This window comes from Streptomyces bullii (assembly GCF_042657145.1).
Lineage (GTDB): Bacteria > Actinomycetota > Actinomycetes > Streptomycetales > Streptomycetaceae > Streptomyces > Streptomyces bullii.
The window spans coordinates 888,222-903,330 of the sequence record NZ_JBHSNY010000001.1 but is presented as its reverse complement, the minus strand read 5'-3'; the positions used below and the strand labels follow the sequence as shown (position 1 = coordinate 903,330).

Here is a 15,109-nt window from a genome sequence, read left to right as displayed (position 1 = left end):
TGTCTTACGCGACTCCTCACGTCTTCTTACGTCGGGACGGGACCGTATCGTCGCAACGCGAGCGTAAGCCGGATCCACGTCGGGACGCAACCGTTTCGTCCTTACGGCCTATGCTGGTCGGCATGACGACGAACGCCGACGAGCCCCAGCCGCGTCCGCGCCGCCGGGCCCCCGCCGGGGCGGCGGTGCTGCGGGAGGACGTGACGGAGGCCATTCGCGCGGCCGTCTTCGAGGAGCTCGCGGCCGTCGGCTACGCGCGGATGTCCATCGAGGGCATCGCGCGCCGGGCGGGCGTCGGCAAGACGGCGGTGTACCGCCGCTGGCGGTCCAAGCTGCACCTGGTCCTGGACATCGTCTCGGCGCTCGCGGTGCAGGGGCTGCCCGCGCCGGACACCGGCTCCCTGGAGGGCGATCTGCGGCTGCTGTACGAGGTGACCTCCCGCGCCCTGCGCCACCCCGTCGCCTCGCAGATCATCCCGGACCTCCAGGCCGAGGCGGCCCGTAACCCCGACATCGCCGAGGCGCTGCAGAAGGCCCTGCGGGAGGGGCAGGACGGGGTTGCGAGCGGCATCGTGACGGCGGCGGAACGGCGTGGCGAGGTGCGGCCGGGAATCGACCACGACCTGGCTCTCGACCTGATCTCGGGCCCCCTGTACTGGCGCTCGGTGGTCATCCGCAGCCCGAGGCTGCCGAAGGGCTATCTGGGAGCACTGGCGCGGGCTACGGCGGAGGCGCTCAAGGCGGTGTGAGGGGGGTGGGTGACGGGGTGGGTTTCTGTGGTGCTCCGGTGCGGTCTACGACGCTGGGCTGGAAACTGCCGCCGTCGGCGCGGTGGGCCCGGGCGGCCCGCTCGGCCCGTTCGGCTGGCCCCGGGCTTCGTGGCCCCGTGGGTCCTGTGGTCCTCATCGGCTTCGCCGGGCCGCGGCTTCGCCCCATCGGTCCGGCTCCGCTGGGCGGCGGCTTAACCCCTTCGGTCCAGTCGGCTCCGTAGGTCCTTCCGGCAAGCCACCCGCCTCGTGGCCCTGGCGGCGGTCCCGAGCCGTCGTGGACGGGGTCGAAGCGGTGGGCGTACTGCTCCTCGAAGGAGTTCCCGAAGCCGTCGCCCGCCGGGATGCCGCTGGTGTGGTTCAGCAACTGCCCTACGGTGACGGGCCGGAAGTCCCGGCCGAGCAGTCCGGGCAGATAGCGCTGCACCGGTGTGTCCAGGCCGACTCGGCCTTCCGCGGTGAGTTGCAGGACGACCGCCGCCGTCACCGCCTTCGTCGTCGAACCGGCCCGGAAGCGGGCGTGCGGGTCCGCCGCCCGGCCGCTGTCCAGGTGGTGCACGCCCGCGCTGCCGTGCCAGGTGCCGGCGGTGCCGCCGACCCGGACGAGCGCGGCCGTCGCCTCCGCGTCGGGCAGCCCGGCGAGCGCCTCGCCCAGCGTGGTGGCGTTCGGCCCCTCCGGGCGGTGCGCGCCGGCCGCCGGGGCGGGCGAGGCGAAGGCGGGGGCGGCCGGCGCGCCGGGGGCCAGGGCGAGGGTGAGGGAGGCGGCGAGGATGGCGCGGCGGCGAGCGCGCATCGAGGGGGCTCCTGATTCCGAGGAGATCGGCGGAAGGTCGCGTGCTCAATCCTCCCGGCCGTACGGCCCCGGCCGGATCGTCGCCGAGGAGGGCGACGGTCCCTGGCCGCCCGAGTGGAGTTGATCGAGCCCTGCCGCTGGGGGCGTTCGGACCGATCCCTGACCTCCGTAGCTATCCGCCTGCAACCTTTGCCCCCGTCCGACTGTCTCCTGATCATCAACCGCTCCTGTCTCTGTGGTCCCTGAGAAATCGATCGGCACAGGAGCGGTCGCACAGAATCATCAGGAGACACTTCATGCGCATTCGCCCCGCAGCCTGCGCGGCACTCCTCGTGGCGTCCCTCGCCCCGGTCCTCACGGCACCTCCCGCCAGCGCGGCGGCGGCCAGGTACGCGGACGACTTCAACGGCGACGGCTACCGCGACTACGCCAGCTACACCTACGAGCAGTACAGCAAGGGCGGCGGCGTCCAAATCACCTTCGGTACCGCCTCCGGACCCGGCACCCAGACCCAGTTGATCACCCAGGACAGCCCCGGTGTCCCCGGCGCCGACGAGACGGAGGACCAGTTCGGCGATGTCCGGGTGCCCGCCGACTTCAACGCCGACGGATACGGGGACCTCGCCGTGTCGGTGTCGCGCGAGGACGTCGACGGACGCACGGACGAGGGCGGCGTCGTCATCCTGTGGGGAAGCGCGGCCGGCCTCTCGGGTGGCACCGCGATCCCCAACGCCGGCGCCAAGGTGTCGAACGCCCGCTTCGGCCGCGACCTCGCCGCCGGGGATTTCAACGGGGACGGCAAGAAGGACCTGGCCGCGATCAGCGGGAGCAAGGCCTACGTCTACCGCAGCATCACGCGCACCGGTGTGGCAGGCTCGGTCACCAGCCACGACAAGACGACGAAATTCGCGCCCACGTCCCTGGTCTCGGGCAACATGAACGGGGACTCCAAGACCGATCTGGTGATCATCGGAATCACCGACGGGCCCGACAACTTCGGCACGGACGCGTGGTTCATCAAGGGCGGCTCCCCGCTCAGCGCGGGCAAGACCCTGCGCCTCGTCACGAACTACGGCGACCCCAGCGAGGCGGTGATCGCCGACTTCAACAAGGACGGCTACGGGGACCTCGCGGCGGGCAGCCAGATGTACAACGACAACCAGGGCCGGGTGTCCATCTGGTACGGCTCCTCCACCGGCCCCGCTACCGCCGTCCGTATCACGCAGGCCACCACCAACGTCGCCGGCACCCCAGAGTCCGGCGACCTGTTCGGCTCCTCCGTCTCGGCCGCCGACATCAACGGCGACGGCTACAAGGACCTCGCGATCGGCGTCTACGGAGAGAAGATCAGCCAGGAGACGACCGAGGGCGGCGTCCACGTCCTGCGCGGCAGCGCGGGCGGGATCACCGGCACCAACTCCCAGTGGCTCGCCCGCAACACCGCCGGCGTCCCCGGCGACGTCGCATGGAACGACTGCTTCGGCGAGCCGGTCCGCCTCCGCGACACCAACCGCGACGGCAAGGCCGACCTCTACGTCGGCGCCATCAACGGCTCGCTGCGCTTCCCCGGCACGTCGTCCGGCGTCACCACGACCGGTGTGACCGACGCCGACACCGAACTCATCTGGGGCATGCTCCAGTAGGCCCGGCCTCCCGCCCAGCTGCCTGGGGTTCGCCTTGTTCGTACGAGTGCGCCCGCGTCGTGGCCGCTCGCGCAGTTCCCCGCACATTCCCGCTCCAGGAGGGTGCTGGCTGCGGTAGACCGGTCGCGTGACTCGTGGTGACCTGACCGATGCCGAGTGGGAGTTGATCGAGCCGCACCTGCCGCTGGGGGCGTTCCGCGACGATGTCGATCTCAGCCTGGCCAGTGTGGACTCGACGGTTGTCCGCGCGCATCACCATGCGGCGGGCATGGTGGTCGACCCGGAACTCCTTGAGGATCTGGAGAAGGCCGTGGCGGAGGAAAAGGGGCTGCAGCAAAGGGGCAAAACGACCCCGTAGGAGAGGGGTCCGCGGACATGGAGGATCCCGAGCGGGACCAGCGTTGGGCCGTGCGCCGACGCCGCAGGGCCCGGCTGCGGGCCGCCGAACTGGGCCGCTCCCGGGGCGGGCTGACCAGCAAGGTCCACCTCGCCGTGGAGCGGCGCTGCCGTCCGCTGTCCATCATCCTCACCCCCGGTCAGGCCGCGGACAGCCCGCGCTTCATCCCCGTCCTCAAGAAGATCAAGGTCCGCGGCCGGGTCGGCCGTCCCAGGACCAGGCCGGACGCAGTGGCCGGCGACAAGGCTTACTCCTCCCGCGCCAACCGCGCCCACCTGCGCAGACGCAACATCAAGGCGGTGATCCCGCAGAAGGCCGACCAGGCCGCCAACCGCAAGAAGAAGGGACACTCCGGCGGCCGCCCGGTCAGCCACGACGCCACGCTCTACAAAGATCGCAACACCGTCGAGCGAGCCATCAACAAGTTCAAGGAGCGGCGGGGGCTGGCCACCCGCTACGACAAGACACCCGAGAGCTACGCCGCCGGGCTCCACCTGCGCGGATCCGTCCTCTGGTTACGCAGCCTGCCAGCCCTCCCGTGATCCCGTCAGAACAGGCCCTAGGCCCGGGCCGCCTCCGGGTGGAGGCGGAGCCAGCCCTCCCAGGCCGAGGTGATCATGTCCTGGACGTCGTGGCGGACCTTCCAGCCCAGTTCCGTGGCGGCCCGGTCGGCGGAGGCGACGACGCGGGCCGGGTCGCCGGGGCGGCGCGGGGTGATGGTGGGCGGTCGGTCGTGGCCGGTGATCGCGTTGATGCGGTCGATCATCTCGCGGACGGAGACGCCCTCGCCCCGGCCGATGTTCAGGGTCAGGTCGCGGCCGGGGGCGGCGCGCAGCGCGCGGGCCGCGGCCACATGGGCCTCGGCCAGGTCGACGACGTGGATGTAGTCCCGTACGCAGGTGCCGTCCGGGGTCGGGTAGTCGTCGCCGAAGATGCGCGGGGGCGCGTTCTCCGTCAGCTTCTCGAAGACCATGGGGATGAGGTTGAAGACGCCGACGTCCGCCAGCTCCGGACGTGCCGCGCCCGCCACGTTGAAGTAGCGCAGGGACGCCGTGGACAGGCCCGTCGCCCGGCCCGTGGCGCGGACCAGCCACTCGCCGGCCAGCTTTGTCTCGCCGTACGGCGACATCGGCACGCACGGCGTGTCCTCCGTCACCAGGTCCACGTCCGGCATGCCGTACACCGCCGCCGAGGACGAGAAGACGAAGGACGGGACCTCGGCCGCCGTCACCTCCTCCAGCAGAACGCGCAGGCCCTCGACGTTCTCCCGGTAGTAGTGCAGCGGCAGGTCCACCGACTCGCCCACCTGCTTCTTCGCCGCGAGGTGGACGACGCCGGTGACGCCGTGGTCCGTGAGGGCGCGGGCGATCCGGTCGCCGTCCAGGGTCGAGCCCACCACCAGCGGCACCCCGTCCGGCACGCGCTCCGCGATGCCGGTGGACAGGTCGTCGTACACCACCGCCCGTTCCCCCGCCTCGGTCATCGCCCGTACGACGTGCGCCCCGATGTAGCCGGCGCCGCCGGTGATCAACCAGGTCATGTGCGGTCGTCCCCTCGTCAGGTGGCCGGGTGGTGCGGGTGCCGGTGCTGGTGCTGCTGCGTGCGGGTGCGTGCCGGGAGTGTCCCGGATATCAGTGAAGCAGGCGCCGCAGCCTTCCGCGTGCGACGGACAGCACTCCGCGCACGCCGGACGCCACACGGAGCGCCAGGGAGCCGGAGTGAGTGGCGTACGGCTGCACGAGGACCACCCCGTGCCGGGCGCTCGGGACGGCGCGGCGGCGCAGCAGCCCGGCGCCCGCCCGCGCGTGCGCCGTGACCTCGCGGCTCGCGCCGTCGCGGAAGCGGACGTGCAGCCGCAGGTCCCACGTGCCGCTGCCGGCGGCGGCCAGCTCGGCGAGGTCCACGGTCGTCTCGGCCGACCAGGTGCCCTCGCAGCCGTCGGCCCCATCCGTGCGGCCGGTGCCATCTGTGCGGCCGGTGCCATCTGTGCGGCCGGTGTCATCCGTGCGGCCGACGTCAGCCATACCGTCGGTGTCATCCGTGCCGTCGGTCCGTACGAGCGCCGTCGTGCGGCGGGGTCCCGCCCGCCCGTCCTCCCGTCGGCGCCACTCCACGTCCACCGCCCGGGGGCCCGCCTCCGCCAGCCGGCCGTACAGCTCGTGCAGGCGCAGCCGCAGCCGGGCGCCCCCCGCCCGGTGCCGCAGTTCCGCGTCGACGGCCAGGGGCAGCAGGCGGACCGGGCGGGTCAGCAGGGCGTCCAGGGTGATCCGGGGCAGGTCGTCCGACCAGACGGGCGTGCCGTCGGCGGTCCGCGCGTAGGGCGGCAGCAGGCGGGCCGGGCGCGCCGCGAGGTCGCGCAGCCGGGGCAGGTCGCGTGGCTCGGGGGAGGCCAGGACGACCCGGCCGATCAGGCGGCCGGGCGCGACCGGGTTCCGCGCCCAGTCGGCCGCGTCGTACTCCGCGAGGTGCGCCCGCGTGAGCTCCCACCAGGAGCGCCGGTAGGGCGCGTCGCGCAGCCCCAGCTCGCGCGCGTACATGCGCAGGTCGTGGTCGAGGAACTTGGCGCGCGCCGCCCGCGCGAGCTGCTTCTGCCCGGCAGCCAGCAGGGTGTCGTACGCCAGTCGGCACGCGTGGGTGCGTGCCCGCCAGTTGTCGACGCCCGCGCGGTCCAGCGAGATCGACAGCCGTTCGGCGGACCGGCGCACGTGCCATACGTACACCCGGTCGGGGACGAGCGCGATGCGCGGCCCGGCGGCCAGCACCCGGGCGGTGAAGACCACGTCCTCGTAGCGGAACCGCCCCTCGGGGAAGCGGATGCCGTGCTCGCGCAGGAAGCCGGTGCGGTAGAGCTTGTTGACGCACAGCGTGTCGTGGACCAGGCGTGGGCGCAGCGCGGGTTGTGCGATGACGGCGTGCTCCGCGTACAGGCGCTCCTCCCACGGCGTCTCGCGCCCCGAGGGCAGCTCCCGGCGCACGCACAGCCCGCTCGCGACCTGCGCCCGCTCCCGCTCGGCCGCCCCGAGCAGCGCGTCCACCGCGCCCGGCGGCAGCACGTCGTCGCTGTCCAGGAACATCACGTACGGCGCGGACACCGCGTCGAGCCCGGTGTTGCGCGGGCTGCCGCAGCCGCCGCTGTTGACCCGGCGCCGGACCACCGTCAGGCGCGGCTCGGTCGCGGCCAGGCGGGCGAGGAGGCCGGCGCTGCCGTCCGTCGAGCAGTCGTCGACGGCGACGACCTCGCGCACGGCGGGGCCCTGCGCCAGCGCCGAGCGCACGGCGTCCGTCACATGGGCGGCGTCGTCGTAGCCGATGACGACGACGGCCACGGCGGCGACCTGGTCCAGAGGATCGTTCATGTGCGTCCATGTGCCGGATTGACAGAGGTGTTCATGGTTAGCCCCGTTACGAGGTACTTGGTACCCCTTGGGGAAGACGGTCCCCGCCGGGCTCCGGTTCACTCCCGGCGGCCGTGTTTCCCGGCCGGGGTCTGCTCGCACGCCACAGGCGGGAGAAGGACAGCACGGCGGCCGCGACCAGCAGCCCGTTGCGCAGCAGCATCAGCGCGCAGCCCGTCCAGGTGCGGTCCTGGACCTCGTGGTACAGCAGCGGGTACACCACGGCGCTGACCGCCGTCGCCGCCACGACCAGCACCACGACCGGCCGCTGCGCGGTGTGCCGCGAGGTCAGGCACACCGCGGCCAGCCCCAGCAGCCAGATCATGTACTGCGGGCTGATCACCCGGCTGGTGACGGTGAACAGCAGCACCGCGCTCAGCGCGGCGTCGTACGGTGTCGCCGGCGTCCAGTGCCGCGCCCGCAGCCGCCACAGCGCCAGCAGCCCGAAGGCGACCACCGTGAGCACGAGGGAGACGTCCGCGACGGTCCGTACGTGGGGCCCGGTGAACTCCAGCGCCCCGTAGCGGTAGCCGACCGTCCCGGGCCAGCCGGCGTGTGTGGCGAAGGAGAGCACCGTCCCGCCGAGCGACTCGATCTGCACGCCCCGGCGGCCCTGCTGGCGCAGGAAGGAGAGGGGGTCGGCGAAGACGGCCGACAGCAGTAGCACGGTCAGCGCCCCGGTGGCCGCCGCCCACGTCCACGCCGAGCGCGTCACGCCTCCCCTGGGCGTGCCCAGCAGCACCAGCGCGGGCCACACCTTCACCAGCGCGCCCAGCGCCGCGAACACGCCACCGGCGCGGGGCCGGCGGGACGTCGCCAGCAGGGAGAACACCGCGAGCGCCGTGACCTGTACGTCGTAGCGGACGAGCGGGACGTGCAGCAGCAGCGGGAGGCCGCCCGTCCACAGGGCGGCGCCCCGCAGGCTGTGACCGGGGCGGGTCCCCGCGCGGGCGAGCGCGGCGGTGACCGCGGCGTCGGCGAGGAGGGTGAGGACGACGAACGCCTGGAAGTACGTCAGCCACGGCAGCAGCGCGGGCGACAGCAGCACCGGTCCCGCGCCCGGCGGGTACTGCCACCGAGGGTCCTGCGCCGGAAAGGCGCCGTCGGCCAGGACGCCGTACCAGTGGTGGTAGAGGTGCCACACCTCGCGCGCCGCCGCGCCGCCGCCGAGCAGGGGGAGGCCGCTGAACGCGAGCAGCACCAGCATCAGGGCGCGGGTCGTCAGCCAGGCGGCGGCGAGGGCGAGGAAGCGACGTCTCATCACGGCGGATCGTAAGTCGGACGAATGCCGTCAGAGCGCTAATACACCGCCATAGGACGGTAAGAGCTCGCCTACAGGGGCCGATCGGTCCTTCCCGGTTGCCGTCGGCCGCGGGTCGTGCCTACGCCTGCTCCGACGCGGCCGCGTCCAGTGCCCTGGTGAGCTGGTCCAGGCGGGCGCGCAGTGCGCGGATCTCGTCCAGGTCGAAGCCGGTCGCGGCGGCTATCCGGCGCGGCACCTCCAGGGCCCGCTCCCGCAGGGCGGTGCCCTCCTCGGTCAGCCGGACCTCCACCGAGCGCTCGTCGCGCGCGCTGCGCTCCCGGCGCACCAGGCCGGCCGCCTCCAGCCGCTTGAGCAGCGGGGACAGCGTGCCGGAGTCGAGACGCAGGTGTTCGCCCAGCTTCTTCACGGGCAGCGTGCCGTGCTCCCAGAGCACCAGCATCACCAGGTACTGCGGGTACGTGAGCCCCAGGTCCTTGAGGATCACTCGGTAGACGCCGCCGAAGGCCCGCGAAGCGGCGTTCAGTGAGAAGCAGATCTGCTGGTCCAGCCGGAGCCAGTCCGCTGTGGGCGTGGTCATGCCTCCAGGATAGCGCTGCGCTCGCTATCTAGTTGTGCACAACTTAATTGTGTGCTCTAATCGTCGGCGTCAACGACTCGTCTCCTCACACAGGGATGGTTTTCCATGGACGCGCTCTACACCGCTGTCGCCACCGCCACCCACGGCCGCGAGGGCCGCGCCGTCAGCTCCGACGGCACCCTGGACCTCGCCCTGGGCATGCCCGTGGAGCTGGGCGGCAACGGCCAGGGCACCAACCCGGAGCAGCTGTTCGCCGCCGGGTACGCCGCCTGCTTCGGCAGCGCCCTCGGCCTGGTCGGCCGGCAGGCGAAGGTCGACGTCAGCGACGCCGCCGTGACCGCCGAGGTCGGCATAGGCAAGCAGGGCGAGGGCTTCGCGCTCGCCGTCACCCTCCGCGTCGAACTGCCCGACAGCGTCGACGAGGCCACCGGCCGCAAGCTGGTCGAGCAGGCCCACCAGGTCTGCCCGTACTCCCACGCCACGCGCGGCAACATCCCCGTCGACCTCGTCATCGAGTAGGCGCCGGGCTCATCCGAACCGACGAGCGGGGTCACCCCCCGACCCGCGCCAGCACCTCCCCCGTCCGCCGGCTCCACGCCACCACCACCGCCTCCTCGGGCACCGGGTGCCAGCGCGTCAGCAGCAGCCAGCGCACGCGGTACCGGCGGGCGATGGCGGCGCGCTCGGCGCGGGTCGACTCCGGGGCCAGGTAGGCGCGGACGTCGGCGAGCCGGCGCTGCCGCTCCCGCTCGTCCAGCGCCGGGTCCGGCCAGGCGGGCGCGGCCAGGTTCGGGCCGTGCCCGGCGATCGCGTGGACGGCGTAGTAGCCGTCGGTGATCACCACCTCGCCGGGCCGGACGTACCGCGCCGCCCAGTCGTACGACGGCCACCGCGGCGGCTGCTCGAAGCCCACCGGGTCCAGCGGGCGCGGCACCACCGCCCCCGCGTGGACCGTGAGGAACCCGGCGCAGGCGCCCGCCGCCGCGGCCCCGCCCAGCAGCCGCCGCCAGCGGGGCCACGGCCGGGGCGCGGCCAGCTCCACCGCCAGCGCGCACTGCGGCGGCAGCACCGCGAGCCCGAGCATCCGGCCGTAGGTGTAGTGCCCGCTGACCCAGCCGTACGCCACCACCAAGCAGAACAGGGCGAACATCAGCACGAGCGGGTCCCGCCACGCGCCGCGCCGGGCCCGCAGCCACAGCGCCGGCAGCCCCAGCAGGACCAGCCAGAACCGCCCGCCGAAATCCTCGTACAGCCGCCGGTGCATCGCGTCGACGCTGCCGTCCCCGGCCAGGGCGAACACGTCGAAGTACGGCCACGACCCGGCCACCAGCAGGGCCGACAGGGCCGTCACCGCCCAGCGCCCGGCGACCGCGGTCCGCCAGCCGCGCTGCCACCCGGCGACCAGGGCGAGGGCTCCCAGCCCCGCCGCCACCGCCGTGATCGGATGGACCAGCAGGATCAGCCCGTAGAGCGCGCCGAGCCCCGCGTACCCGGCCAGCCCCCGCAGCCCGCTCGGCCCCACGTACCGCACCGGTCCCGCGTCCCGCGCCCGCGCGCCCGTCAGCGCCCACGCCCACAGGGTGAGCCCGATCGCGCACGCCGACGGATAGCCGAGCGTGCCCGTCATCGACATCAGGCCCAGATAGCCGCTCCACCAGGCCCGTTCGGTGCCCCACAGCAGCGTCATCGCGCCCAGCGCGAGCACCGGCGCCCACGGCCGCGGGGTCAGCACGCGGACGAAGCGGCCCAGGCCCGTCAGCAGCACCAGCAGGTTCACCGGCCCGGCGAGTCTCACGACCTCCCAGCCGGTCAGCCCCGTCAGCCGGGCGAACACGCCCTGCGCGACGGCGTACGGCGAGTAGTAGGGGCTGCCCGCTCCCGGCAGGTCCGCCGTCGGGTGGCGTGGGTGGAGCAGGTCCGCCCTGAGGCGTTCGACGACCGCCGCGTGCTGGCCGGCGTCACAGCACAGCGGCACACGCCAGTACGCCAGGCACATCAGCAGCCAGAAGGCGAGACCGAGGACCAGGTACGGGGTGGGGCGCCGGGTCCGGCCGCCGCGCAGCGCCGTCACGCCGCCCGACGACAGCCGGGGGAGGAGCCCGGCGGTCATCGTGCGGTGGGCAGAGGAAGCGTCTTGGCCATGGGCCGACTGTTCCCGCCCACGGCGACGCCATGACCGGGCGCCACTTCATCGAGTGAGGCGGTACGCCAGGGAGGGTCCCTCGCGGTTGAGGGCCGGCCTCATTTGCCGCAGAGTTCGCGCTCCGCGGCGGCGGGCGAGCGGGGGAACCGGAACGCGGTGCGCTCCAGGGCCCCTGTCAGGTTCCGCCAGAAGCGCTCGGCGGTCAGGGGAGCCCGGACCGACTCCCTCAGCTCGGCGAGCCGGCCGCACTCCAGGGCGGCACGGGCCGCCGCGACGTCCTCCCGTGAGGTCCCGGCCCGCAGCAGGTCGGCCTCGGGCGGTTCCTGCACCGCCCACTCGGCGAAGATCCAGTGGTTGCGCAGGAACTTCTCGTGACCGGGCCAGCTCCACCGCTCCAGCGCCAGATGCGCACCGACGGGGCTGGCCAGTCCCCAGGCGTCGTTGACGTACGTGTCGAGCGGCGCCGCGGCCCCCGTGACCCCGAGATGGCGTCCCACCATCACCACATGGTAGGGCGCGTCGGCGCGCATCGGCGTGGCGTGCAGCCGCCGTTCGCCGTCGAAGTACAGCAGCGTGGGCCGCGGTGCGTCCACGGCCTCGGCCAGCATCCCGCGCGCCTCGGGAAGCGCCGGCCAGTTCTCCACCCAGGCGGCGGTGCGCACCGGGTTGTGGTCGCCGAGACTGGCCACGTCGGAACTGCGCACGTTGAAGGACATGGGCGTGCTCCGCACGTCGAACGGTTGCCGCAGCGGGCTGACCGCCGCGCACAGCCACACCAGGAGCAGTCCGCTCGCGGCCGCGGTCACCCGGCTCGCGGGGACGACGAGGACCGGCAGCAGCACCAGCAGCAGGGCGGGCAGGATCATCCGCGCGTGCATGTAGTCACCGCCGACGCGCATCACGTAGCAGGCCAGCAGCAGGCCCGCGACGCACGGTGCCAGCAGCACCGCGAGCGAGACCCGCCCGGGCTCCCCGGCCCGCCGCTGCCGGCGGACGCCCCGCGCCAGCAGGCCGGTCACCCCGGCGAGCACCAGGAGCGCCGGCCACAGCCAGTAGGGGCCGAGTGTCTCCTGCACGTATCCGGCGCCCCGGGCCCAGGCGCTGGCGCCCGCCTCCTTGGCGATGCCGGGCAGGGGCACGAGGACCCCGTAGTACCCCGCCCGGAAGACCTCGTACGCGAGGGGAAGCGCCCCGGCCGCCGCGATCGCCCTCACGCAGCCCCGCGCGGGCGGGCGCAGCACCCACCATTGCGCGGCCAGGAAGCACACCGTGACGACCGTCAGGTCCGGACGCACCAGCGGACCCAGCCCGAACACGAAGGCGGCGCCGTACGCGGCGCGGGCCCGCTGCCCCCGTCGGACGCGCGTCAGCAGCCACCACGACAGGCCCGTCCAGCACGTGCCGAGCCCGCTCTCCAGGCCCGACGTCATGTACGACCACACCGGCGGCACGGCCGTCAGCACCAGCACGCCCGCCGGGAGCAGCAGCCGCCCGCCACGGTGCAGACGGCAGGTGGCGTACAGCGCGCACGCGAAACCCGCCGTGCTCAGCAGCAGCCCCGACCCGACCGCGAGGAACGCGGGATCCGCGCCGGTGACCCAGGTGACGAGCGCGAGCAGCCACTGCCACAGCGTGCCCGTCGAACTCTCCGCGCGCTCACCGACGTTGAACACCGGTCCGTTGCCCGCCACGATCTGCCGGACGGGGCGCAGGTAGATGAGGCCGTCGTCGCAGATCCAGCGACGCCGGTAGCCCAGCGCGAACAGCACCGCGGTGGGCACGGCGACCAGCGCCGCGGGCCACCACCGCGCGGTCCGGCGCAGCCGCCCGGCGGAGGCCGGCAGCCGCTGCCACGGGCCCCGCTGGGCCGGCAGGGCGGGCGCGGTCCCTGGCGTGGCGGGCGTCGTCATCGCTGGATCAGCTCCTCGGACCGGGTGCGCACCGCAGGGGACCGGCGGGGCGCCGGCAGCGGCACGCGCTCCCGTTCCCCCAGCAGGAGAAGACGGACGACCCGCTCGGCGGCCCGCCCGTCGTCGAACTCGCAGAACCGGTCCCGGAAGGCGGACCGCAGCCGCGCCGCCTCCTCGTCCCGCCACGTTCCCGAGGCGAACAGCCAGGCCAGCTCCCGGTAGGAGCGCGAGACATGGCCCGGCGGCTCGGCCGTGACGTCGAAGTAGGCTCCCCGGGCGGCGGCGTACGCGCCCCAGTCGTCGGCGTGCACGACGATCGGCCGGTCCAGGTTGGCGTAGTCGAACATCAGGGCCGAATAGTCGGTGACCAGCACGTCGGAGGCGAGCAGCACGTCCTCCACGTGCGGCTCGTCCGTCGCGTCGACGAGCACGCCCCGCCGGTGCAGCTCGCTCAGGCCCAGGCCGCGCGCCGGGCCGGTGGCCAGCGACGGGTGCAGCCGGACGACGAGGGTGTGGCCCTCGCCCAGGTCCGCCGCGAACCGCGCCAGGTCGATCCGCTCCACGTACCCGCCCCTGCGGTGGTCCCGGCGGGTCGGCGCGTACAGCACGACCGTGTGGTCCCCGGGGATGCCCAGCCGGGCCCGGACCGCCGCCCCGTGCCCGGGCGCCGCGTCGACCAGGACGTCGTTGCGCGGGCTGCCGGTCCGCAGCGAGCTGAAGTGGCAGGGGTACGCCCGCTCCCACACCAGCTCGGAGTACCGGTTGGCGACCAGGCTGTAGTCCCAGCGGTCGGCGCGGCGCAGCATCTGCGGCACGTCCAGGCCGTGCCGGGCGCCGGGCTTGTCCAGCAGGTCGGCGCCCATGTACTTCAGCGGGGTGCCCTGGTGGGTGTGGACGTGCACGCTGCCGGGGCGTTTGACCAGCGTGCCGGGCCAGTTGACGTTGTTGACGAAGAACGTGGCCCGCTCCGTGACCCGGCGGTAGGCGGCGGAGCCCAGGATCACGTGCTCCACGTCCGCCGGCAGGCCCGCCGCCTGCTCCTGGTCGGCCAGCACCCACACCCCCCGGATGTGCGGGGCGAGTTCGCGCGCCTTGTGGTAGATCGCCGCCGGGTCGCCGAGCACGCCCCGGTGCGAGAACGCCGAGTACACGGCGAGGTTCTCGTCCAGCGGGCGGCACAGGGTGAGCGCCGAGCGGGCCCGGCCGGCGCGCGCGACCGCTGCGCCCCGCGCCCGCTGTGCCCGCCGTCCCAGCTCCCGGGCCGCCCGACCCGCCTGCCGCCGGACGACGTAGGCCGCGTAAGCGCCCTCCAGCACCCGCAGTTCGGCGGGCACCTCGGCACCCTCCGGCCGGTATGCGCGGAACATCTCGGCGGTACGGCGGAAGAACTCGCCCTTGGCGGACGGGGGCAGCCGGTCCGGCTTGGCGAGGATGTCCAGACAGTGCTCGCCCATCTTGGCGTGCAGATACGGCCGCCAGCCCGCCAGCGCCGGGCGGGAGTCGACGAACGCGAACACCCGCTCGTACTGCGCGTGGATGTCGAAGTGCTTGCGGCTGGTGGTGGACAGGATGTTGCCCTGCCGGCGCTGGCGGTAGTACAGGCAGATCCGGTCCAGCGTGGCGATGCGCCCGGCGCTGAGCAGCACCGGGAACGTCCACGGCGTGTCCTCGTAGTAGCCGGGCGGGAAGGCGAAGCCCTCCCGTTCGACGAAGTCACGCCGGTAGGCCTTGTTCCACACGACCATCAGCAGGTCGAGGATCTCCGGACGTTCGGCGGCGGTGAACGTGCCCTCGCCCGCCTCGGCGAGCACGTGCGCGAGGACGTTCCTTCTCGTGCCGCCCCACCAGTACGTGCGGGCGTAGTCGAAGACCAGCACGTCCGGGTCCCCGGTCTCGTCGAGGCGGTCGGCCATCGCGCGCAGCGCGCCCGGGGTGAGGGTGTCGTCACTGTCCAGGAAGAGGACGTAGTCGCCGGTGGCGTGCGGCAGGCCGGCGTTGCGGGCCCGGCCCAGGCCGACGTTCTCCGTCAGGTGCAGCACGCGCACCCGCTCGTCGCGCGCCCCGTACTCGTCGAGGATCGCCCCGCAGCCGTCCGGCGAGCAGTCGTCCACGGCGATCACCTCGATGTCCCGGTACGACTGCTCCAGCACCGAGTCCACGCACTCCCGCAGGAAGCCCTGCACCCGGAAGCAGGGGATGATGACGCTGAAGCGCGGCACG

The 15,109-nt window shown here is 73.6% G+C and carries 10 protein-coding genes and 2 pseudogenes; 4 read left to right on the top strand and 8 right to left on the bottom strand.

Annotation, left to right across the window (positions count from 1 at the left end; translation table 11 throughout):
- The first annotated feature begins 122 nt into the window (after positions 1–122).
- Positions 123–749 carry a TetR/AcrR family transcriptional regulator gene (locus tag ACFPZJ_RS04045; protein ID WP_381017182.1) on the top strand — a complete coding sequence of 209 codons (627 nt, stop codon included), beginning with the start codon at positions 123–125 and terminating at the stop codon, positions 747–749.
- A 304-nt stretch (positions 750–1,053) separates the two neighbouring features.
- On the opposite strand, the pseudogene ACFPZJ_RS39840 reads toward ACFPZJ_RS04045, so the two are convergent.
- Positions 1,054–1,560 (bottom strand): annotated as a pseudogene (locus ACFPZJ_RS39840) (serine hydrolase domain-containing protein); the annotation flags it as partial.
- A 296-nt stretch (positions 1,561–1,856) separates the two neighbouring features.
- Here ACFPZJ_RS39840 and ACFPZJ_RS04035 point away from each other — a divergent pair.
- Both ACFPZJ_RS04035 and ACFPZJ_RS04030 read left to right on the top strand, forming a co-directional pair.
- Complete coding sequence (locus ACFPZJ_RS04035; RefSeq protein ID WP_381017178.1) at positions 1,857–3,203, top strand: FG-GAP and VCBS repeat-containing protein; 1,347 nt, start codon at positions 1,857–1,859, stop codon at positions 3,201–3,203.
- A gap of 163 nt (positions 3,204–3,366) precedes the next feature.
- Positions 3,367–4,142: pseudogene (locus ACFPZJ_RS04030) on the top strand (IS5 family transposase); the annotation flags it as partial.
- A gap of 17 nt (positions 4,143–4,159) precedes the next feature.
- Here the strand turns inward: ACFPZJ_RS04030 and galE are convergent.
- The 4 genes from galE to ACFPZJ_RS04010 all read right to left on the bottom strand — a co-directional run bounded on the left by galE (position 4,160) and on the right by ACFPZJ_RS04010 (position 8,836).
- Positions 4,160–5,140 (bottom strand): UDP-glucose 4-epimerase GalE, encoded by a 981-nt coding sequence (galE, locus tag ACFPZJ_RS04025; protein ID WP_381017175.1) that lies wholly within the window; start codon positions 5,138–5,140, stop codon positions 4,160–4,162.
- Positions 5,141–5,231: 91 nt separating this feature from the next.
- A complete protein-coding gene (locus ACFPZJ_RS04020; protein WP_381017172.1) occupies positions 5,232–6,956 on the bottom strand; it encodes a glycosyltransferase in 1,725 nt (574 codons plus the stop codon).
- Positions 6,957–7,002: 46 nt separating this feature from the next.
- Positions 7,003–8,256, bottom strand: a complete 1,254-nt coding sequence (locus tag ACFPZJ_RS04015) for a glycosyltransferase 87 family protein (RefSeq protein ID WP_381017169.1) — start codon at positions 8,254–8,256, stop codon at positions 7,003–7,005.
- 121 nt (positions 8,257–8,377) lie between these two features.
- Positions 8,378–8,836 (bottom strand): MarR family winged helix-turn-helix transcriptional regulator, encoded by a 459-nt coding sequence (locus tag ACFPZJ_RS04010; protein WP_381017166.1) that lies wholly within the window; start codon positions 8,834–8,836, stop codon positions 8,378–8,380.
- A gap of 105 nt (positions 8,837–8,941) precedes the next feature.
- Between ACFPZJ_RS04010 and ACFPZJ_RS04005 the strand changes: the two genes are divergently transcribed.
- Complete coding sequence (locus ACFPZJ_RS04005) at positions 8,942–9,355, top strand: organic hydroperoxide resistance protein (RefSeq protein WP_381017164.1); 414 nt, start codon at positions 8,942–8,944, stop codon at positions 9,353–9,355.
- Between the two features lie 31 nt (positions 9,356–9,386).
- On the opposite strand, the gene ACFPZJ_RS04000 is transcribed toward ACFPZJ_RS04005, so the two are convergent.
- The 3 genes from ACFPZJ_RS04000 to ACFPZJ_RS03990 form a co-directional block, all read right to left on the bottom strand.
- Positions 9,387–10,946 carry a hypothetical protein gene (locus ACFPZJ_RS04000; protein WP_381017163.1) on the bottom strand — a complete coding sequence of 520 codons (1,560 nt, stop codon included), beginning with the start codon at positions 10,944–10,946 and terminating at the stop codon, positions 9,387–9,389.
- A 131-nt stretch (positions 10,947–11,077) separates the two neighbouring features.
- The gene (locus ACFPZJ_RS03995; protein ID WP_381017160.1) at positions 11,078–12,889 is read right to left on the bottom strand and encodes an arabinofuranosyltransferase AftB family protein; all 1,812 of its coding nucleotides are present in this window, start codon (positions 12,887–12,889) and stop codon (positions 11,078–11,080) included.
- A complete protein-coding gene (locus ACFPZJ_RS03990) occupies positions 12,886–15,108 on the bottom strand; it encodes a bifunctional glycosyltransferase/CDP-glycerol:glycerophosphate glycerophosphotransferase (protein WP_381017157.1) in 2,223 nt (740 codons plus the stop codon). Before ACFPZJ_RS03990 ends, ACFPZJ_RS03995 begins: the two co-directional genes overlap by 4 nt.
- Position 15,109: the final 1 nt, after the last annotated feature.

Bases quoted from the DNA above. Each gene is read 5' to 3' on its own strand.
- ACFPZJ_RS04045 (WP_381017182.1), top strand. From the start codon at position 123: ATGACGACGAACGCCGACGAGCCCCAGCCGCGTCCGCGCCGCCGGGCC.
- ACFPZJ_RS04035 (WP_381017178.1), top strand. From the start codon at position 1,857: ATGCGCATTCGCCCCGCAGCCTGCGCGGCACTCCTCGTGGCGTCCCTC.
- galE (WP_381017175.1), bottom strand. From the start codon at position 5,140: ATGACCTGGTTGATCACCGGCGGCGCCGGCTACATCGGGGCGCACGTC.
- ACFPZJ_RS04020 (WP_381017172.1), bottom strand. From the start codon at position 6,956: ATGAACGATCCTCTGGACCAGGTCGCCGCCGTGGCCGTCGTCGTCATC.
- ACFPZJ_RS04015 (WP_381017169.1), bottom strand. From the start codon at position 8,256: ATGAGACGTCGCTTCCTCGCCCTCGCCGCCGCCTGGCTGACGACCCGC.
- ACFPZJ_RS04010 (WP_381017166.1), bottom strand. From the start codon at position 8,836: ATGACCACGCCCACAGCGGACTGGCTCCGGCTGGACCAGCAGATCTGC.
- ACFPZJ_RS04005 (WP_381017164.1), top strand. From the start codon at position 8,942: ATGGACGCGCTCTACACCGCTGTCGCCACCGCCACCCACGGCCGCGAG.
- ACFPZJ_RS04000 (WP_381017163.1), bottom strand. From the start codon at position 10,946: ATGACCGCCGGGCTCCTCCCCCGGCTGTCGTCGGGCGGCGTGACGGCG.
- ACFPZJ_RS03995 (WP_381017160.1), bottom strand. From the start codon at position 12,889: ATGACGACGCCCGCCACGCCAGGGACCGCGCCCGCCCTGCCGGCCCAG.